Origin of the sequence: Rhizobium sp. N122 (assembly GCF_002211295.1) — a bacterium.
Classification (GTDB): domain Bacteria; phylum Pseudomonadota; class Alphaproteobacteria; order Rhizobiales; family Rhizobiaceae; genus Rhizobium.
In genome coordinates, this window is record NZ_LOKU01000053.1 from 1 (window position 1) to 20012 (window position 20012).

At 62.2% G+C, this 20012-nt stretch carries 14 protein-coding genes; 8 read left to right on the plus strand and 6 right to left on the minus strand.

Features of this window, described 5'->3' with window-relative positions:
* Positions 1–179 precede the first annotated feature (179 nt).
* On the minus strand, positions 180–2363 hold the full coding sequence (gene glyS, locus ATY75_RS27035) for a glycine--tRNA ligase subunit beta (protein WP_088939895.1): 2184 nt from the start codon (positions 2361–2363) through the stop codon (positions 180–182).
* 237 nt (positions 2364–2600) lie between these two features.
* On the opposite strand from glyS, the gene ATY75_RS27040 reads away from it, so the two are divergent.
* The 5 genes from ATY75_RS27040 to ubiA all read left to right on the plus strand — a co-directional run bounded on the left by ATY75_RS27040 (position 2601) and on the right by ubiA (position 9173).
* A complete protein-coding gene (locus tag ATY75_RS27040; RefSeq protein ID WP_088939896.1) occupies positions 2601–4910 on the plus strand; it encodes a Tex family protein in 2310 nt (769 codons plus the stop codon).
* Between the two features lie 133 nt (positions 4911–5043).
* Positions 5044–6303 (plus strand): cyclopropane-fatty-acyl-phospholipid synthase family protein, encoded by a 1260-nt coding sequence (locus ATY75_RS27045; RefSeq protein WP_088939897.1) that lies wholly within the window; start codon positions 5044–5046, stop codon positions 6301–6303.
* A gap of 35 nt (positions 6304–6338) precedes the next feature.
* Positions 6339–6920, plus strand: a complete 582-nt coding sequence (locus ATY75_RS27050) for a histidine phosphatase family protein (RefSeq protein WP_088939905.1) — start codon at positions 6339–6341, stop codon at positions 6918–6920.
* Between the two features lie 315 nt (positions 6921–7235).
* A complete protein-coding gene (locus tag ATY75_RS27055) occupies positions 7236–8048 on the plus strand; it encodes a MipA/OmpV family protein (protein WP_088939898.1) in 813 nt (270 codons plus the stop codon).
* A gap of 165 nt (positions 8049–8213) precedes the next feature.
* Positions 8214–9173: a 4-hydroxybenzoate octaprenyltransferase gene (ubiA, locus tag ATY75_RS27060; RefSeq protein WP_088939899.1), complete on the plus strand. Its 960-nt coding sequence runs from the start codon at positions 8214–8216 to the stop codon at positions 9171–9173.
* A 73-nt stretch (positions 9174–9246) separates the two neighbouring features.
* On the opposite strand, the gene ATY75_RS27065 is transcribed toward ubiA, so the two are convergent.
* Positions 9247–9813 carry a DUF6101 family protein gene (locus ATY75_RS27065; RefSeq protein WP_064837041.1) on the minus strand — a complete coding sequence of 189 codons (567 nt, stop codon included), beginning with the start codon at positions 9811–9813 and terminating at the stop codon, positions 9247–9249.
* Between the two features lie 296 nt (positions 9814–10109).
* On the opposite strand from ATY75_RS27065, the gene ATY75_RS27070 reads away from it, so the two are divergent.
* Complete coding sequence (locus ATY75_RS27070) at positions 10110–13439, plus strand: DUF1217 domain-containing protein (protein ID WP_088939900.1); 3330 nt, start codon at positions 10110–10112, stop codon at positions 13437–13439.
* A 211-nt stretch (positions 13440–13650) separates the two neighbouring features.
* On the opposite strand, the gene ATY75_RS27075 is transcribed toward ATY75_RS27070, so the two are convergent.
* The 3 genes from ATY75_RS27075 to ATY75_RS27085 form a co-directional block, all read right to left on the minus strand.
* Positions 13651–15087: an FAD-binding oxidoreductase gene (locus ATY75_RS27075; RefSeq protein ID WP_088939901.1), complete on the minus strand. Its 1437-nt coding sequence runs from the start codon at positions 15085–15087 to the stop codon at positions 13651–13653.
* 34 nt (positions 15088–15121) lie between these two features.
* Positions 15122–16096 (minus strand): L-threonylcarbamoyladenylate synthase, encoded by a 975-nt coding sequence (locus ATY75_RS27080; RefSeq protein WP_088939902.1) that lies wholly within the window; start codon positions 16094–16096, stop codon positions 15122–15124.
* A gap of 88 nt (positions 16097–16184) precedes the next feature.
* Positions 16185–16793: a DUF6656 family protein gene (locus tag ATY75_RS27085; protein WP_088939903.1), complete on the minus strand. Its 609-nt coding sequence runs from the start codon at positions 16791–16793 to the stop codon at positions 16185–16187.
* Positions 16794–17203: 410 nt separating this feature from the next.
* Here ATY75_RS27085 and ATY75_RS27095 point away from each other — a divergent pair, with 410 nt between their 5' ends.
* Complete coding sequence (locus tag ATY75_RS27095; protein ID WP_064841275.1) at positions 17204–18448, plus strand: aromatic ring-hydroxylating dioxygenase subunit alpha; 1245 nt, start codon at positions 17204–17206, stop codon at positions 18446–18448.
* Positions 18449–18675: 227 nt separating this feature from the next.
* Entirely contained in the window at positions 18676–19146 is a 471-nt protein-coding gene (locus ATY75_RS27100) for a BA14K family protein (RefSeq protein ID WP_064837053.1), read from the plus strand.
* 291 nt (positions 19147–19437) lie between these two features.
* Here ATY75_RS27100 and ATY75_RS27105 read toward each other — a convergent pair whose 3' ends face one another.
* Positions 19438–19701, minus strand: coding sequence for a DUF982 domain-containing protein (locus ATY75_RS27105; protein WP_088939904.1), 264 nt, complete (start codon positions 19699–19701; stop codon positions 19438–19440).
* Positions 19702–20012 lie beyond the last annotated feature (311 nt).

Consider the following 20012-nt stretch of genomic DNA (forward strand, 5'->3'; position numbering starts at 1 on the left):
GAGCCTAGTCGTTCGACTAGCTCCTCCCAATCCAATGCTTGTAACGAATCGCTCATGGCCACGGTGAATCATCTGCAACCATCACCGTCAAGGCTAAGTTAGCGCATATGGGGCTTGACCCGAGGACGCACGGCCGCACGCGCTGTGTCACCGTAAAGCACCCAACCGAACCCCGGCTCTTACCCCGAAATCTTCGAGAAATCCGCCACCGTTCCCGTCGCTTCGCGGATCAGCCGCAGCAAGGCCAGGCGGTTGGCGCGGATGGCGGCGTCCTCGTCGTTGACGAGCACGTCTTCGAAGAAGCGGTCGACCGGGCCACGCAGCTTGGAAAGCGCTGCCATCGCCGAGCGGAAATCTTCTCCGGCAACGGCACCCGCCGCTTCTTTCGACGCACTGGAGATTGCCGCGAACAGCTCCTTCTCGGCATCGAGCTTCAGCAGCGCCGGCGAAACGGCATCGGCGATCACTGTGCCCTTCTTCTCCTCGGCGGCGAGCAGCTGTGTGGCGCGCTTGGTGCCGGCAAGCAGATTCTTGCCGTCCTCGGAGGTGATAAAGGCCGTCAGCGCTTCGACGCGGCGCGCCACCATCAACAGGTCGTCGGCATCAGATGTCAGCACCGCGTCGATGAGATCGTGGCGGGCACCCTGGTCACGCAGATAGACCTTGAGACGGTCGTGGAAGAAGGAGAGCAGGTCGAAGAAAGTCTCGGCCGGATCGGCTGCGAAGGCAAACACCGCATCGCCACTCGTCTTGGCGAGCAGCGACGTCTGGCTCATCAGCTTCAGTAGCGGCAGCCTGACATTGCGCTCCAGCAGGATCCTGACGACGCCAAGGGCGGCACGGCGCAGCGCGAAGGGATCCTTCGAGCCCGTCGGCTTTTCGCCGATCGCCCAGAAGCCGATCAGCGTATCCAGTTTGTCGGCGAGCGCGGCGGTGATCGCCACCTTGTCGGCGGGAACACGATCGGACGGGCCTTGCGGTTTGTAATGGTCTTCGATGGCCGCGGCAACGGAAGCGTTCTCACCCTGCAGCCCCGCATATTTGCGGCCCATCAGGCCCTGCAGTTCCGGGAATTCCCCGACCGCTTCGGTGCGCAGATCGGCCTTGGCGAGCACGGCGGCGCGATCGGTGAGCGCCGTATCCGCGCCTGTGATCTTTGCCAATTCACCGGCCAGCGCGCGGATGCGGGCGACGCGCGCGCCCTGCGTGCCGAGCTTGGCGTGAAAGGTGACGTCGAGCGCATCGAGCTTGGCCATGCGCTGGTCGAGCGGCTTCTGCAGATCGAGGCCGAACCTTGCCGCCGAAGCGTTGAGCGTCTCCAGATCCGGCAGGTCGCCCTGGTCGCGCTTCCAGAAATGCAGCGCATCCGAAAGCCGGGCTCGCACCACCTTGCCGTTGCCGTGGACGATTTCCTTGCCGCCGTCATGCGCCTGGATGTTGGAGACGAGAATGAACCGGTTCGACAGCGTGTCCTCGCCCTGCTTGCGCGTGACGAAGCACTTCTGGTTGGTCTTGATCGTCAGCCGGATGATTTCCGAGGGGATGGAGAGATAATCCTCCTCGAAGGACCCCATCAGTACCTGCGGCCATTCGACGAGACCGGAGACTTCCTCCAGCAGGCCTTCGTCTTCCACCAGTTCCAGCCCGTTGGCGAAGGCGATGTCGCGCGCGTCATGCAGGATGATGTCCTTGCGCCGCTCGGCGTCGAGGATGACCTTCGCCTTTTCGAGGCTCGCCGCATAATCGTCGAAACGCCGGACGGTGATCGCCTCGGGCGCGTGGAAACGATGGCCGTAGGTGACGTTGGAGGCGGTGATGCCGTCGATCTCGAAGGGAATGACGACGGTTTCTTCATGCTCGGGGCCGAAGGTGCAGACGATCGATTGCAGCGGTCGCACCCAGCGCAGCGGGCCGGGCCTGGAGGAAGCCTTGCCCCAGCGCATCGACTTCGGCCAGGGAAAGTCGCGGATGATGCCGGGCATCACCTCGGCGACGATCCCTTCCGCCGCGCGGCCGGGCTTCGAAATGACCGCGACGTAGAAATCGCCCTTCTTCGGATCGCTGACCACCTGCGCCTCGGAGACCGAGGAAAGACCGGCGCCGCGCAAGAAACCTTCGATCGCCTTCTCGTTGGCGTCGGTGCGCGGCCCCTTGCGCTCCTCGCGCACGTCGGCCGAGCGGGCCGTCAAGCCATGAATGTCGAGCGCCAGCCGCCGCGGCGTCCAGTATTCGCGGGCGCCCTCATAGGAAAGACCCGCTTCGACGAGCGCATCGGTGACGAGCTTCTTCAGGTCGCCGGCAGCCTTGCGCTGCATGCGAGCCGGAATCTCTTCGGAGCGGAGTTCGAGAAGAAGGTTTGGCATGTCACACTTTTCCTTGCGCCCGCGGGCAGGGCGATCCAAAACGTTGCTTCTGCTATCAAAGAATGCCGCATCTGCACAACCGCAAAAACGGAAGAGAGCGATGGGGTGGATGGTTGGTTTGCGTTGTGCCGTGTGGCCCTCCATCCATAAACTTCCGCTGTGGAAACCACAGTCGGGCATTGCCTTGCCGCTTTTCGCCGCTATGGTCCCGCAACTTTCGTCGAAACAGGAAATCCCATGGCCGCTGACCTCCGCTTTCTCGCTGCCCGCATCTCGGCCGAAATCAGCGCCCGGCCGGAACAGGCCAAAGCCGCCATCGAGCTGCTCGACGAAGGCGCCACCGTGCCTTTCATCGCCCGCTACCGCAAGGAAGTGACGGGCGGGCTTGACGATACGCAGTTGCGCAATCTTGCCGAGCGGCTGGTCTATCTGCGCGAACTCGAAGCCCGCCGCGCCGCAATCGTCGAATCGATCACCGGTCAGGGCAAGATGACCGACGAGCTGATGGGCAAAGTGGCCGGCGCCGAAACCAAGGCCGAGCTCGAAGACCTCTATCTGCCCTATAAGCCGAAACGCCGCACCCGCGCCGAAATCGCCCGCGAACGCGGCCTCGGCCCGCTTGCCGAGGCGATCCTTGCCGAGCGCGGCCGGGAGCCGGCGGTGCTCGCCGAAGGCTTCATCACCGCTGATGTCGTCGATGTGAAGACGGCGCTCGAAGGCGCGCGCGACATCATCGCCGAAGGCATTGCCGAAAATGCCGACCTGCTCGGCAGATTGCGCGCCCATATGCGCCAGGCGTCGCTGCTGAAGGCCAAGGTCGTCGACGGCAAGCAGGCGACGGGCGAAAAATTTTCCGATTATTTCGACCATTCCGAACGCTGGGCGACCGCCCCCGGTCACCGCGCGCTCGCCATGCTGCGCGGCTGGAACGAGGAGGTGCTGACGCTGACGATCGAGGCCGACGCCGAGACCGCCTCGCCGAACAAGCCGGTCGAACGGATGATTGCTGCAGCCTATGAGATCGGCGCAAGCCGCCCCGGTGACCGCTGGCTGATGGAGGTCGCGAGCTGGACCTGGCGCGTCAAGCTTTCCATGTCGCTGTCGCTCGACCTGATGCGCGAATTGCGCGAGAGGGCCGAAGAGGAGGCGATCCACGTCTTCGCCCGCAATCTCAAGGATCTGCTACTCGCCGCCCCCGCCGGCTCGCGCGCCACGATGGGTCTCGATCCCGGCATCCGCACCGGCGTCAAGGTCGCCGTCGTCGACGGCACCGGCAAGGTGGTTGCGACCTCGACGGTCTATCCCTTCCAGCCGCGGAACGACGTGCGCGGCGCCCAGATCGAGCTCGCATCGCTGATCCGCAAGCACAATGTCGAGCTGATCTCGATCGGCAACGGCACCGGCAGCCGCGAGACGGAAAAGCTGGTGGCCGACATGCTGGCCGAACTGCCGGCGCCGAAGCCGACCAAGGTCATCGTCTCGGAAGCCGGCGCCTCGGTCTATTCCGCTTCGGCAACCGCAGCGGCGGAGTTTCCCGATCTCGACGTGTCGCTGCGCGGCGCCGTCTCCATCGCCCGCCGTCTGCAGGATCCGCTCGCCGAACTCGTCAAGATCGAGCCGAAGTCGATCGGCGTCGGCCAGTATCAGCACGATGTCGACCAGCAGAAGCTGTCGCGTTCGCTCGATGCCGTGGTCGAAGACGCGGTGAATGCCGTCGGCGTCGATCTCAATACCGCCTCGGCGCCGCTGCTGTCGCGCGTCTCCGGCCTCGGGCCCTCGATTGCCGACGCCATCGTCCGCCACCGCGACAGCGAGGGCCGCTTCGAGACGAGGCGCGATCTGTTGAAGGTCGCCCGCCTCGGCGGCCGCACCTTCGAGCAATGCGCCGGCTTCCTGCGCATCCCGAACGGCAAGGAGCCGCTCGACGCTTCCTCCGTCCACCCGGAGGCCTATGGCGTCGCCAAGAAGATCGTCGCCGCCTGCGGCCGGGACCTGCGCGCGCTGATGGGCGATAGCGCCATGCTGAAAGCGGTCGATCCGCGCCAGTTTATCGACGAGAAATTTGGCTTGCCCACGGTGCGCGACATCATCGCCGAGCTGGAGAAGCCCGGCCGAGACCCGCGCCCGAGCTTCAAGACCGCGACCTTCGCCGAGGGCGTCAATGAAATTTCCGACCTGAAGCCCGGGATGGTGCTTGAGGGAACGGTGACCAATGTCGCCGCCTTCGGCGCTTTCGTCGATATCGGCGTGCACCAGGACGGTCTGGTGCATGTGTCGCAGCTCGCCGATCGTTTCGTCAAGGATCCGCATGAGGTCGTCAAGGCGGGCGATGTCGTCAAGGTGCGGGTCGTCGAGGTCGACGCCAAACGCAAGCGCATCGCTCTGTCGATGAAACGCGACGACGGTTCTGCAGCGCCGCCGCCGCGCGGTGATTCTCGCGGAAACCAGGGCTCGCGGCCGCAGAACGAAAGACGGCCGGCCTCTCCCAAGCCGGAGAGCCAGGGTGCTTTCGGCGCCGCCCTTGCCGAAGCCATGAAGCGAAAATAAGGATTTAGCTGCCATTTCGGCAAAAATGCCACAGTTTGGCAGCGTTATTTCGAGAGTGCTAAATCCGGCGCTTGTAAGGCGAAAGAGATCGCCTAAGTTGATGTGACCATCCTGTCACATTTGCGAGGCGTCCATGGCGTCGGCTTTCCTTTCGATCGTCCAGCAAATCATCCGTAAGGGTTCGTTGGAACTTACCCTTGCCAATGGCGACACCTACATGATCGGCGACGGCACCGGGGACATGGTGGTCGCCCGGCTTGCCGATCAGGAGGCTGAGGACGCCATCCGCCGCGACCCGACGATGAAGCTCGGCGAGATGTACATGCAGGGCCGGTTCATTCTCGAACAGGGCAATATCTACGATTTCCTGTCGCTGGTGAAACAGAACACCACCAACGAAATCTTCGATTTCAAGATGGCGGCTCTGCTCGTCGGCCGCATTGCTTGGCAGCAGCTGAAGAACCGCGTGCCGGTCAATCGCAACAAGCACAATGTCGCCCATCACTACGACCTGTCGGCCAAGCTCTTCGATCTCTTCCTCGATGAGGATTGGCAATATTCCTGCGGCTATTTTGAACCGCCGGGCATCGGGCTTGACGAGGCGCAGCTCGCCAAGAAACGCCATATCGCCGCCAAGCTCTTGCTCGAACCGAACCAGCGCATCCTGGAAATCGGTTCCGGCTGGGGCGGCATGGGCATGTATCTGACGGAGGCGACCGAAGGCGCCGATTTCACCGGCATTACGCTCAGCGAGGAGCAGCTGAAGGTCTCCCGCACCCGTGCCGAAAAGCGCGGCCTTGGCGAGCGCGTGCGTTTCGAGCTGCAGGATTACCGCACGCTCACCGGCAGAAAATTCGACCGCATCGTCTCGGTCGGCATGTTCGAGCATGTCGGGATCGGTCATTACCCCCATTTCTTCCGCAAGGTCTCGGATCTGCTCGACGACAACGGCGTCATGGTGCTGCATTCGATCGGCCGTCCGAAGCCGGCCTTCGGCACCAATGCCTTCATCGAGAAGTATATTTTTCCCGGCGGTTATATCCCGTCCGTCGGCGAAGTCGTGCCGCCGCTTGAAAAGGCCGGGCTGCTGGTTAGGGACGTCGAAATCCTGCCGATGCATTATGCCTATACGCTGCGCCACTGGCGCGAGCGCTTCGTGGCGCGCAAGGCCGAAGCGGTGGCGCTTTACGACGAGCAGTTCTTCCGCATGTGGGAATTCTATCTGGCCGGCTCGGAAATCGGCTTCCGCTGGGACGAACTCTTCATCCTGCAGATCCAGATCGCCAAGAACCAGTTCGCCGTTCCCGACAACCGCAGTTACATCGCCCGCAACGAAGCCAGGCTGAAGGAATTCGAGGCGAGGCGCGCGCCGCTCGAAAAGGTAACATTCTGAGCGGCAGCGGCGGGATGTGATGAAAGGTCATGCCGATGAGCAGTGCGTTTCCCGAGATCTATCTCGTCCGGCACGGCGAAACCGAATGGAGCCTGTCCGGGCGCCATACCGGCCGCAGCGATATCCCGCTGACCGCCAACGGTGAGGAAGCCGCCCGCAAGCTTGCCGAGCGGCTCGCCGGCCACGCCTTCTCCGCCGTCTGGTCGAGCCCGTCGGCGCGTGCCCGCAAAACTTGCGCGCTCGCCGGCTTCGGATCGGCTGCGGTGATCCGCGACGATCTCGCAGAATGGGACTATGGCGCCTATGAAGGCGTCACCACCAAGGCGATCCTGGCGGAGCGTCCCGGCTGGCGGCTCTTTCGCGACGGCTGCCCGAATGGCGAAACGGCGGCCGACGCCGGCGCCCGCGCAGACAGCGTCATCCACGCGCTTCGCGAGGCGGCGGGCACCATCCTGATCTTCTCGAGTTCGCATTTCCTGCGTGTGCTCGCCGCCCGCTGGCTTGGCCTGCCGCCGCAAGGTGGCGCGCATTTCGTGCTGGATACGGCTTCCATCAGCGTGCTCGGTTACGAACATGATCTGACGGAGCCGGTCATTCGCCGGTGGAACCAGAGATAAAGCGGCTGCGGGGTGGGTTTGCCTTTGGTCGGATACCGCATGAACGACCGGCCCCTCACCCTAACCCTCTCCCCGTAAAAAACGGGGAGAGGGGACGTGCCCTGCGCGAGGTGTGCGAGGAACGGAGAGGCTGCGGCTATCCCCCTTCGCCCCGTTTACTGGGAGAGGTGCCGGCAGGCGGATGAGGGGCGGTTCTCACCGCCCTCCTGCCGCGTAATCTCGTGCCCGTGGTTAACATTGGCGTAACGACCTCACGATAAATGTAGCCATCGCCGCTCTCCGCGGCTTTGTTTTTGCGTTTTCTGGAGTGCGGACGTGTCTCATCGATCAGTCGTATCGATCTCTTTGGCTATTGCTCTTTTCTCTTTTGGTTCAGCGGCGGCGCAGGAAAGCGGCCAGCATTTCTGGTCGGGCGACTGGTATCTGAACGTCGGCGTCGCCGGTTTCTCGGCGCCGAAATTCGAGGGCTCGTCGCATAATGAATTCAAGTTCAGCCCGCTGATTTCGGTCGGTCGCCAAGGCGCCGGCCCGCGTTTCTCCTCACGCAACGACAATCCGTCCTTCGCCCTCATCGACAAGGGCGCCTTCCGCGCCGGCCTCGTCGGCAAATTCATCCCCTCGCGCGATGCCGGTGACGACAATGACCTGAAGGGCTTGAGGAAGGTCAAATGGGGGGCGGAAGCCGGCGGCTTCGTCGAGGTTTACCCCACAGATTTCCTGCGCGCCCGCGCCGAGGTCCGTCAGGGCATCCGCTCGCATGACGGCGTTGTTGCCGATCTTGCGATCGATGCCTTCACCGATATCGCGCCCGACCTGCAGTTGTCGGGCGGCCCGCGCGCGACATTTGCCACAAGAGGCTATTATGACGCCTATTACGGCGTCAGCGCCAAGCACGCCGCCGCAAGCGGCCTTGATCCTTACAAGCCGTCGGCGGGCATGCAGTCCTATGGCGCCGGCGCGGCGCTGACATGGAAGGCGACCGAAAACCTCTCGGCAAGCTCCTTCCTGGAATATAAGCGGCTGGCCGGTCCCGCCGCCGACAGCAGCCTGGTGCGCGACCGCGGCTCGAAGAACCAGGTCCTGATCGGCGTTTCGGCGACTTACAAGTTCAATTTCTCCCTGCAGTGATCCAATGCATGTCGCCCGGAAGTGCGCAGCGGTTCCGGGACAACGACATGCATCAAACATCCAATGCATGTCGCCCGGAAGCGCGCAGCGGTTCCGGGACAACGACATGCATAAGACAAGAGATCGCTTCTTGACCGGATCGCCGGCCGGTCGCTAGATGGCGGCATGCAAGATACCGGCGACTTCCACGATCGCGTCTCCGACGCACCTTCCGATAACTGGGTCTACCGGATCCTGCCGCCATGGCTTTGGCCCTATGCGCAGCTCGCCCGGTGGGATCGCCCGATCGGCTGGCAGTTGCTGATGTGGCCGTGTTTCTGGTCGGCGACCCTTGCCGCCAATGCGGCGATCGGCGAGGGGCTTTATTCCGGCAGCCTGCTGGTGTCTCATCTTCTGCTCTATTTCATCGGCGCGGTCGCCATGCGCGGCGCCGGCTGCACCTATAACGATCTCGTCGACCACGAGATCGACATGGAAGTGGCGCGCACGCGCTCGCGTCCGCTCCCCTCCGGCCGCGTCACGCGCGCCCACGCGAAGATCTTCATCGGCCTGCAGGCGCTGGTCGGGCTGTTCGTGCTCTTGCAGTTCAACTGGTTCACCGTCCTCCTGGGGCTGCTCTCGCTCGGCATCGTCGCGCTTTATCCCTATGCCAAACGTTTCACCGACTGGCCGCAATTCTACCTCGGGCTTGCCTTCTCCTGGGGCGCGCTGATGGGCTGGGCCGGCATTTTGGGCGGCCTTTCCTTTGCCTCCGTCCTGCTCTACGCCGCCTCCGTCGCCTGGACGATCGGTTACGACACGATCTACGCCCATCAGGACAAGGAGGACGACGAACTGATCGGCGTCCGCTCGACCGCCCGCCTATTCGGCGACAGGACGAGGGCATGGCTGATCGGCCTTTACGGGCTGACGCTGGTGCTGATGTTTGCCGCTTTCCTGCTCGCCGACGCCAATCTCATCGCCTTCCTGGCCTTGCTCGGTGCCGCCGGCATGTTCGCCTGGCAGATCGTCCGGCTCGATATCGACGATGCCGCCCAATGCCTGGCGCTTTTCAAGTCGAACAATCGCGTCGGCCTGATCATCTTCTTCGGCCTCTTCGTCTCGCTGCTCTTTGCCATTCCCTGAATGAAACGGCAAAAAACCCGGCGCGGACGCCGGGTTTCAAAATGGTTGCGAAAACGAAGTGTCGCGATTTCGTTCAGTTGCGGGCGATGATTTCCTTACCTTCGATCCGCATGGCGACGCCGAGCTGGCCGGTGGTGCGGCGCACGAGGAAGCGCGGGCGGCGGTTGGCGAAGTAGGAATGACGGCGGCGCGGCTTGAGGTCGCTGGTGCGCAAGGCGCCGATATGGTCTTCGAGCGGCCGGGCGACGCCGTCGGCCTCGACCATCAGCATCGGAATGCGGAAGGCTTCCGACCAGCCGCGCCAGTCGGCGGCGATATCGCTGAGATCATGGGCGACAAGCAGCGGAATGCAGAGTTCCGGATCGGCGTGATGGAGTTCGAGCGTGACGGTCACCTCGCCGTCGCCATGGTCGATGGCGCGGGCGGCAACACCTTGGAAGACGCGCTTCGGCAGCGCAATCGAGAGCGGCAGGCCGCTGGAGGGGAGGACCTTGCGCAGGACCGCACCGCGTTCGTCTATGGTGATATTGACGTCATCCGAACAATCATGGATGGCGTAGCTGACCTGCTGCGGAAAGCGGGACGGATCGAGGCGCAGCGTCGTACCAGCCCAGGCGGGCTTCATTACGGGATTGTTCATGTCATTCTACCCTTGTCTTACCTGAGAGCCGTTTCCGGTCTTCTCCTTGGGACTTTTCGTCCTCTATGGCCGACAATAGGCACCCGCCCTTCCGTACAGCTTAAAAATTGCGGTTAAGAAAACTTTGCCTCCTCTGATGGTTATCAAAACCGAATCCGGCAGGGTTTCCGGAAGGTGAACGGGGTGGCGTGCTGAAATGATGCATCCTGAGGTAAGTCTCAGGTAAGTTTTCCGTGGCAAAATATGCTTACCAGCAGTTCGTTCTTTTAGAGATTTTGCCGAAAAGGGCGCGTTTGATGATCACGGCTTCCCTCGCTTACACGATCCTGTCGAAGGACATGACGTCGAGCCTGAACAAGGTCGCGTCGCAGGCGACGGTCAAGAAGGACGCTCAGTATTACGCCGACCATATCAACAAGGTCACCAACGTCGACGACTTCCTCGGCGATTACAAGCTCTACAGCTATGCGATGAAGGCCTATGGCCTTGAAGACATGACCTACGCCAAGGCCTTCATGAAGAAGGTGCTGGAAAGCGACCTCACCGACCCCAACAGCTACGCCAACAAGCTCTCCGATACGCGCTACCGCGAATTCGCCGCCGCCTTCAATTTCAATGCGCCTGACAAGGACGTGCAGACGGAGGCGCAGGAGGACGATCTCATCGGCCTCTACAAGCAGTCCTTCCTCGACGCCGACAAGGCGGCGACCGCCGAGAGCACCTATTACGGCAACAATATCGACAGCGTGAAGACCGTCGACGACCTGGTCAACAACACCAGGCTTCGCACCTATGTGCTGAAGACCTTCAACATCGATCCCACCTATGCGTCGAAGGATTTTCTGCGCCAGGTGCTGACGAGCGATCTCAGCGACCCCACGAGCGTCGTCAACACGCAGGGCGGCGACAAGTACAAGGCGCTGGCCGCCCAGTTCAGCTTCAACGCCGACGGCACGGTCACCGGCACGGCCCAGACGGCGGCGCAGAAGGCTTCGGTCATCGAAACCTACACGCTGAATTCCCAGTCCGTCATCATCGACAATTCGGTCGGCTCCGACGTCGTCTACGTCAACAAGACGGCGGCCGACTACAATAAGGCCTATTATACCGCCAAGATCGGCACGATCACCAATGTCGACGATCTGGTCGCCGACAAACGCCTGACCTCCTACATCACGACGGCCTACAGCATGGGCGCTGACTTCACTGCGGCGGCGCTGCGCACGGTCCTGACCGATCCCGGCTATGCCCAGCTGATGGGTTTTACCAACGTCTACAACGCCTTCAACTTCAAGTCGGACGGTTCGACCTCGAACACCGCGCGTGTCCGGACGCTCGACCAGGCGAACAAGCTGTCGTCGGCGGCGTCGCTCACCGCCAATTATTATAAGGTGACCTCGCAATCGAGCAGCATCACCAATGTCGACGACCTGCTCGCCGATGGAAACTTGGCGCGTTACATCAAGGACGCCTACGGTCTCGGCACGGATTTCAGCAATGCCGATCTGAAGAACATCCTGACTGACTCTGCCTACGCCTCCGCCCAGGGTCATGCCGATCTCAATGCCGATTTCAACTTCCAGGCGGATGGATCAATCAATGGTTCGGTGATCCAGACGGACACGCAGCGCAAGTCGACCACCGACAAATCGGCGGCGAACGCGGCCCACTTCAACGCCATGATCGACAGTGTCACCGATGTCGACGACATCATGTCCGATCCCGTTGCGGTCAGCTATCTCAGAACCAGCATGCAGATCGCCGACAGCGTCTCCGATGCGACGCTGAGGACCTTCCTCGTCGATCCCGCCGCCGCCAGCGCCCAGGGCTATGGCGACGTCCACGATCTCTTCAATTTCAAGACCGACGGCTCGGTCGCCACTCTCTATGCCACGCAGACGGCCGCGCAAAGCGCCAGCACTGCCAGCAAGGCCGACAACGCCGCCGTCTATTACCAGGCAACCATCGCCGGCATCGCCAATGTCGATCAACTGCTGTCGGACCAGAAGCTCAACAATTTCGTGCGCAACGCCTTCGGCATCCCGTCCACCGTCACCGACGTTGCTCTTCGCAGCATCCTGACCGATCAGAGCGGCACCGGCACCTATGCCGATGTCGCCGCCGCCTTCAATTTCAAGGCGGACGGCTCTCTCAAGGACGGCCTGGCGGCGCAGACGGCGGCACAGATCACTAATACGAAAATTGCCGCCGGCGCCCGCACTGACGATTATTCCGCCCGGATGGCGACGATCGCCAATATCGACGATCTCATCGCCGATCCCGCCATCACCAATTTCCTGAAGAGCACCTACAATCTGCCGTCCAATATCTCGGACGCCGACCTGAAGAGCTACCTGACCGATGCGACGGCCGCCTCAGCCGCCGGTTATGCCGATCTCAACGCCGATTTCAACTTCGCCGCCGATGGCACGCTGCCGGTCGTGAGCTCCGTCCAGACGGCCGATCAGGCGCAGACCACCAATGACAATTATATGGCGCGCTATGACGACGAGCGCGAAGAGGCGATCGACGAGGTCGCGTCCAATTATTCGAGCATGATGGCCGACAGCAACAGCCTGCTCGATACGGCCGAGATCAAATCGGTCAATGATTTCCTGCGCACCAATTCCGCCGCCGATTTCAAGAAGAGCAACGACAATCTGCCGGATCCCTATCATGTGGCGCTGCAAGCTTTCGGCCTGACCGACCAGGAGGTGCCGCGCTCGATGATGCGTAAGATCCTGACGAGCGATGCCTACGACCCGAACGGTTATATCGCCTCCTTGAAGGACGAACGCATCACCAATATGGCTCGCGCCTTCAATTTCGGCCCCGACGGCAAGGCGGCAGCACCTCTGCAGGCGCTGCCCGACGCGACCCTGGCCAAATACGCCACCGACTACAAGGCGCATGTCACCATGCTGCTGAAGGCCGGCCCGGTGAAGGACAAGGCATCGAAGGACGCGACGGCCGAGGTGGATTATTTCGCCAAGGGCATGGCGAAGGTACAGTCGCTCGACGATTTCCTCGACGACAGCCGCCTCACCGGTCTGGTGCTGAAGGCCAATAACCTCGACCCGAAGGATTACGACAAGGCGACGCTGAAGAAGATCTTCACCTCGGATCCCGACGACAAGAAGAGCTACCTGAACACCAAGGCCGATGCGCGCTTCAAGGATATCGTCGCCGCCTTCAACTTCGACAAGGACGGCAATCTCACCCGCGCCAAGATTGGCGCCATCCAGAACAAGGCGGCCGAGGCGCATACTCAGGACCTCTATGTCAAGCAGACTTTGGAAACCCAGCAGGGCGAAAGCAACGATGGTGTGCGCCTGGCGCTCTATTTCAGCCGCAAGGCCCCGAGCATCACTTCGATCTATTCGATCCTCGGCGACAAGGCGCTCTATCAGGTGATCACCACAGCCTACAGCCTGCCCTCGCAGATATCGGGCATGGACGTTGCCAAGCAGGCCGACCTTATCAATCGCTTCGTCAAGCTCGAGGATCTCCAGGATCCGAAGAAGGTCGACAAGCTGCTGCGACGCTTCACCGCCATGTACGACGTCCAGAACGCCACCCAGCAATCGCCGGCCCTGCAGATCCTGACCGGCGGCGGTACGCAGTAGTCCTAAGATCCCCAACCCCTCCCCACAAGGGGGAGGGGCTTAGATGCCGCGCTGCCCTGCACAAACCGCATCGTCGGAGACAGCGGAACGGTAACAGCGTGCGAGACTCTTAACTTTGATTGCCGATGCGGGCCGCAAGTTTGCCCTCCCCCTTGTGGGGAGGGGTCTTCCTTCAGGCTGATATCGTCGAACGGGCCTGGTCTCGCCACCCTCACACGTCGAGGCTGACCACCTTCCCAGGATTCATGACGCCAGCCGGATCGAAGGCGCGCTTGATGCGGCGCATCAGCTCGATTTCAATGGCCGGGCGGATCGCCTCCAATTCGTCGCGCTTCAGCTGGCCGATGCCGTGCTCGGCCGAGATCGAGCCGCCATGGGCGAGCACCAGCCCATGGACGATGTGGTTCATTTCGCGCCAGCGGCCGATGAAGGCGGCCTTGTCGGCGCCGACCGGCTGGGAAATATTGTAATGGATATTGCCGTCGCCCATATGGCCGAAGGCGCAGATGCGGGCCCCGGGCATCGCCGCCATGACGGCCTCTTCGGCCTCGGCCATGAAATGCGGGATCCTGGACACCGGCACGGAAACATCGTGCTTGATCGAGCCGCCTTCCGGCTTCTGGGCGTCCGACATGCTTTCGCGCATGTGCCAGATCGCCTTCTGCTGCGCCACCGATGCGGCAATCGCCGCATCGAGCACCAGCCCGGCCTCAAAACCCTGTTCCAGCACGCCGTTCATCATCCGCTCCGCCGTCTCGGCCGAATCCGATGTTGAAATGTCGATCAGCACGTACCAGGGATAGGCCGCCTCCAGCGGATCGCGCACGCCGTCGATGTGACGGCTGGTGATTTCGACGCCGAAACGCGGCATCAGCTCGAAACCGGTGAGCGAGGCGCCGCAGAGGCTGGAGGCAAGGTTGAAGAGAGCAAGCGCATCCGCCACCGAATTCAGCCCGGCGAATGCCACCTGGTGGCCGAGCGGCTGGGGAAACAGCTTCAGCACCGCGCCGGTAATGATGCCGAGCGTGCCCTCGGCGCCGATGAAGAGATCGCGCAGGTCGTAACCGGTATTGTCCTTCTTCAGCCGGCGCAAGCCATCCCAGATCTCGCCGGTCGGCAGCACCACTTCGAGGCCGAGGCAGAGCTGACGCATATTGCCGTAGGCCAGCACCGCCGTGCCGCCAGCATTGGTGGAAAGGTTGCCGCCGATGCGGCAGGAGCCCTCGGAGCCGAGCGACAGCGGAAACAGCCGTCCATGCGCCTCGGCTGCCTTTTGCACATCGGCCAGAATGGCGCCGCCATCGGCGACCAGCACGTTTGCCACCGGATCGACGTCGCGGATCCGGTTCATGCGCTCGAGCGACAGGATGATATCGGCCTTGCCGGCACGCGGCGTCTGGCCGCCGACAAGGCCGGTATTGCCGGTCTGCGGCACGATCGCCGTCCCGGTCTCCGTCGCAAGCTTCATGATATCGGAGACTTCCTCGACCGAGCCCGGCTTCAGCAGAAGAGGGGAGGAGCCGTGATAGAGCCCGCGGTTCTCGACCAGATGCGGCGCAAGATCGGCCTCGTTGCGCAGCGCGTATTTATCGCCGACGATGGCTGCGAAGCGGTCGAGAAGTTCGGTGGAAATGCCGGTGCTGCTCATCGGGGTCGGTCCTTCGTCGATTTGATCGGGGCTGTCAGTCGCGCGGAGCCGCCGCCCGCTGCAGGCGGTCGTTGATCGCTTCGCCGAGCCCCTCCTCGGGAATGGCGGAGAAGGCGATGCTCGAAGCGCCGCTGGCATCGGCCCGCTTCATGTAGTCGAAAAGATTGGCCGCCGCCTCCGCCAAGTCGCCGCGCGGGCTGAGATCAAGCACGATCCGTGCCGCCTCCGCGCCTGAGACCGCAGCACCGCCGAAGGCGATCAGCGCTTCGCCGGGGTCGACCGTGATGGCGTTGAGGCGCACCGAGGCACCAGGCGCGTAGTGTGAGGCGAGCATGCCGGGTGCTTCGATCGCTGCCGATGCCGTCTTCGCTCTGAGCAGCGGCCGGCCTGCGATGCGCTCGATCTCGCGGGCCGCCAGGCCGCCGGGCCGCAACAGCCGCACCCGGTCGCCTTCGACCTTGACGATGGTCGATTCGACGCCGACGGTGCTTGGGCCCGCATCGAGAATCAACGGGACCTTCGCCCCGAGATCGGCCTCGACATGGGCAGCACTCGTCGCGCTGATCGCGCCCGAGGTATTGGCGCTCGGGGCCGCGAGCGGTCGCCCGAAGGCGCCGATCAGGGCGCCGGCAAAACCTTTCGGCACGCGCACCCCGACGCTGTCGAGCCCGGCGGTCGCCAGCGAATGGATCGGGCTTTGTGGTTTCAGCGGCAGCACCAGCGTCAGCGGCCCGGGCCAGAAGGCTGTGGCGAGCGCCCGCGAGACAGGGTCGAATTCGGCGTGTTCTTCGGCCATCGCCAGATCGGCCATGTGGCAGATCAGCGGGTTGAAGCGCGGCCGCCCCTTGGTCTCGTAGATGCGGGTGATCGCCGCCGGATTGGTGGCGTCGGCGGCAAGGCCGTAGACGGTTTCGGTCGGGATGGCGATGGCAAAGCCGTCGGCAAGAGCGGTTGAGGCCGCCTCAAGTGCTGCCCGCCTGTCTGCCTCTATGTCGATGATGCGTGCCATGTGCTGCCCGATGCTTTGGTCCCGGCAGTCCTTAGGCTTTCCGCCGCTTGCGATCAATCGCGTTGTTGGGCGCCCCTACGCGTGCGCGTCACAGCTGCCGGATGATTTCGCGCAGCTGTTCGTTGCGGGCGCCGAGCAGCAGGATGTTGCGGATGGCCGCCTGCGGATCGTGGGTGCGGAAGAGCAGGCCGTTGCCGCGCACCGACCGGTCGATGGTCATCTTTTCCTGGGAGTTCTCGCCGGCCCTGATGGCGACGGCGAAATACATGCGGGAATAGCCGACATCGATGCGTTCGAAGAAATTGTCGTTTTCGCCGATGTCGGAATAAAAATTGGCGATGTAGAAGGCCCAGCTGACCTCTTCGTAATGGGCGAATTTGGTCCGTGCCGCGGTGACGTGGCAATAGCCGAGATGCGGGCTGTCCTCCAGCGTCCGGTGGAAGATCATCTTCGGAAACTGGATCGAGTGGTGGAAGCCGTTGATGTGCTGATGCGTCTTCTCGCCGGCGACCTGCAGCTTGCGGCCGGTCTTGGCGGCGACCTCGTCATGGGTGAAATAGCGCTTTTCCTCGGCCAGCCAGTGCCGCCGCTCGCGCGGGATGCGGCCGGTGCGCAGGAATTCGGAATGCGCGGCAACCAGCTGCGGCTCCTGCGATCTGCTTGCATCTCTAGCGTCGAAATAACGGAGTTTGGCCATGGTTCGCGTGCTTCGTCGGTCTCGGATCACGAGCAGGATAGGACCGTATGCTTAAGGCGGTGTTAAGATGGTGCGGGTGGCCGACCGCCTGCAGTTCAGAAATCGGCCAATGTCGCAAATGCGATGGCGGTCGCTGTCGGGCCGCCGGCCTCTTTGTAGATCGGGTCTTTACGCCATGTCGCAATTGACGATAATTGCCTGCAGAGTCGGCCGATGCAGGTCGACCGGATGGGTGGATTCAAGCTCTGCCGCATCCTGTCGTCAATTTCGAAGCCGATGTCGCATTACAACCGAGCGGCAGAGATGCCAGGTGATTAAATGGGTCCAGGTGATTAAATGGGCGCCATGAACAATTCTCCCGAAGGAGAAGGAAGCGGGCGCGCTTCCGCCGGGTGCACGAGGACATGAAGATGGATATTCGCAGCAACGTTTTGCGTCAGCTTAAGAACCGCCGTGAGGGCTTCAGCCTGGAACGGCCGTTTTACATCGACGAGGATTATTTCCAGCTCGACATGGAGATGATCTATTATCGCGACTGGCTGTTCATCGGCCATGATTGCGAGTTGCCGAAGCCAGGCGCCTATTTCACCGTCCAGATCGGCAGCTACCCGGTCGTCGTCGTCCGCGGCAAAGACAATGTCATCCGCGCCTTCCACAACAGCTGTCGCCATCGCGGCTCGCGCGTCTGCACCAAGGAGCACGGCTCCTCCGTGCGTCTGGTCTGCCCCTATCATCAGTGGACCTATGATCTCGAAGGCAAGCTCGCCTTCGCCCGCCACATGGGCGATGATTTCGACAAGACCGGCTTCAACCTGAAGCCCGTTCATTGTGAAATCGTCGCAGGCTATGTCTTCATCTGCCTTGCCAACACCGCTCCGGACTTCCAGCCGGTGCGCGACAAGATCGAGCCCTATGTCGCGCCGCACCGGATCAGCGAGAGCAAGGTCGCCTTCCAGAGCACGATCATCGAGAAGGGCAACTGGAAGCTCGTCTGGGAAAACAACCGCGAGTGCTATCACTGCGCCGCCAATCATCCCGAACTCTGCCGCACCTATCCGGAAGCCCCGAGCGTCACCGGCACCGATGGCGGCGCCGACGATCCTGAGATTGCCGGCCATTGGGCGCGCTGCGAGGCCGCCGGCCTGCCGAGCAAGTTCCAGATTTCGCCGGACGGCCAGTTCCGCACCGCCCGCATGCCGCTGATCGAGGATGCCGAAAGCTACACCATGTCGGGCAAGCCGGCCGTCAAGCGCCGGATTGCCGACGATATCGCGATCGACCGTATCGGCACCATGCTGCTCTTCCACTATCCGACGACGTGGAACCACCTGCTCGGCGACCATGCTATCTCCTTCCGGGTGCTGCCGCTCAGCGCCAACGAAACGGCGGTGACGACCAAGTGGCTCGTCCACAAGGACGCCGTCGAAGGCGTGGATTATAATCTCGAGGAACTGACCCACGTCTGGACCGAGACCAACGACCAGGACCGCCGCATCGTCGAGGAGAACGCCTTCGGCATCCACTCGCCGGCCTATGAACCGGGCCCCTATTCCTCCCTGCACGAGGGCGGCGTCATGCAGTTCCTCGAATGGTATTCGAACTTCATGGTCAACCGCCTGCAGGGTGATCAGACGAAAATTTCAGCGGTCGCCTGATGCATAATCCCGGAACCGTGCAGCGGTTCCGGGATGACGAGATGCATCGACAAAGGACGAAAGCGCGTTCCGGGCGACACCGTCAAGGATGGCCTCCCGGTTAATGCGCGGTTCAGGTCGATTTCTTTAGAAATACGAAAGCAGCCGGCCCCCGGCCGCTTTCGGAACCATTCGGGCACGAAAGCGTTGCTGTACAGGCGGTTATCGCTGTTGAATGGGAGAGAAGAATGTTCGGTTTGAGTAACAAGATCGCGACCGCAGTTCTGGCTGCCGCCGTCGTTCTGACAGGGTTCGTGCCGTCGCAGGCAATCCAGATGCCGACCGCCCCGCAGGTGGAAAAATCCTCCGCCATCGAGAACGTTCAATACCGCCGCTACTATCGCCGCGATTATTATCGGCCCGGCTATCGCCCCGGCGCTTATTACCGGCCCGGCTATTACGGCGGCTATCGCGGGTATTCCTATTATCGCCCGGGCTATCGTCACTATAACGGCTACTGGTATCCGCTCGCCGCCTTCGGCGCCGGCGCGGTCATCGGCGGCGCCATCGTCGCGCAGCCGCGTTACGTCGCACCCGGGCCCCGCATGGGTTCAAGCCACGTCGCCTGGTGCGCCAACCGCTACCGGTCCTATCGCGCCTACGACAACACCTTCCAGCCCTATAACGGCCCGCGCCAGCAGTGCTATTCCCCGTATTGAGGTGAGGTAAGGTAAAGCACGACGCGAGTTGCTTCGGCGGAGGAATTGGCCGGAACATCACCCGCCCTCCTTCCTCCTCGGGCTTGAGCCGAGATGACGGAGGGTGGGGAAAGCTCTGCGCCTAATTCCGTGACATATCCGGGTCAGAAGCGCCGTGGCCCGAGATACGATGCTCCACGACTTTGTTGGACGGGCTTCCGTCAGCAGCCGCTCATGGACCTGCGCATGCGGCGCAACGAGCGGGCGCTGGCATGAAAGCCCATGAGCCATTTTATCGTCGGCTGCGAAAACTCAGTGAACGGCTGTTATCACCGAAATGCCAGCTTCGTCGGCGGCACGGATCAGCGCTGCTCGCGCGTCGTCAGCCGGAATTTCGCCATGAAGTGCAGCCCGGCATGCCCTAATCGCCATGAGATATTCGTCTCCATCGTCGATCGGCCAGCCAACCGTCAGCATCTCGGCAGCCTGCACGAGGCTTGCAACAAGCTTGTATTTTTCCGGCCCACTCACAATGAGCATCAGAGGGACGAACTCTTCGGATATGCACCATTCCATGACAATTGGCCTCCCCACGGTAAATGTATTAGTAACCGTGCAAGAACCGTTCCGGGCGAGGTGGGGTACGCGCAGCGTCGCGCAATTGCGTTGTGCCGATGGTGAGTTTGGCCGAACGTAACCCCATTCTCCGTCCTCCTCGGCCTTGAGCCGAGGATCCATGCCTACTGCTGATGGAGACCGCCGTGGATCCTCGGGTCAAGCCCCATATGCGCTAACTTAGCCTTGACGGTGATGGTTGCAGATGATTCACCGTGGCCATGAGCGATTCGTTACAAGCATTGGATTGGGAGGAGCTAGTCGAACGACTA

Bases quoted from the DNA above. Each gene is read 5' to 3' on its own strand.
- glyS (WP_088939895.1), bottom strand. From the start codon at position 2,363: ATGCCAAACCTTCTTCTCGAACTCCGCTCCGAAGAGATTCCGGCTCGC.
- ATY75_RS27040 (WP_088939896.1), top strand. From the start codon at position 2,601: ATGGCCGCTGACCTCCGCTTTCTCGCTGCCCGCATCTCGGCCGAAATC.
- ATY75_RS27045 (WP_088939897.1), top strand. From the start codon at position 5,044: ATGGCGTCGGCTTTCCTTTCGATCGTCCAGCAAATCATCCGTAAGGGT.
- ATY75_RS27050 (WP_088939905.1), top strand. From the start codon at position 6,339: ATGAGCAGTGCGTTTCCCGAGATCTATCTCGTCCGGCACGGCGAAACC.
- ubiA (WP_088939899.1), top strand. From the start codon at position 8,214: ATGCAAGATACCGGCGACTTCCACGATCGCGTCTCCGACGCACCTTCC.
- ATY75_RS27065 (WP_064837041.1), bottom strand. From the start codon at position 9,813: ATGAACAATCCCGTAATGAAGCCCGCCTGGGCTGGTACGACGCTGCGC.
- ATY75_RS27070 (WP_088939900.1), top strand. From the start codon at position 10,110: ATGATCACGGCTTCCCTCGCTTACACGATCCTGTCGAAGGACATGACG.
- ATY75_RS27075 (WP_088939901.1), bottom strand. From the start codon at position 15,087: ATGAGCAGCACCGGCATTTCCACCGAACTTCTCGACCGCTTCGCAGCC.
- ATY75_RS27080 (WP_088939902.1), bottom strand. From the start codon at position 16,096: ATGGCACGCATCATCGACATAGAGGCAGACAGGCGGGCAGCACTTGAG.
- ATY75_RS27085 (WP_088939903.1), bottom strand. From the start codon at position 16,793: ATGGCCAAACTCCGTTATTTCGACGCTAGAGATGCAAGCAGATCGCAG.
- ATY75_RS27095 (WP_064841275.1), top strand. From the start codon at position 17,204: ATGGATATTCGCAGCAACGTTTTGCGTCAGCTTAAGAACCGCCGTGAG.
- ATY75_RS27100 (WP_064837053.1), top strand. From the start codon at position 18,676: ATGTTCGGTTTGAGTAACAAGATCGCGACCGCAGTTCTGGCTGCCGCC.
- ATY75_RS27105 (WP_088939904.1), bottom strand. From the start codon at position 19,701: ATGGAATGGTGCATATCCGAAGAGTTCGTCCCTCTGATGCTCATTGTG.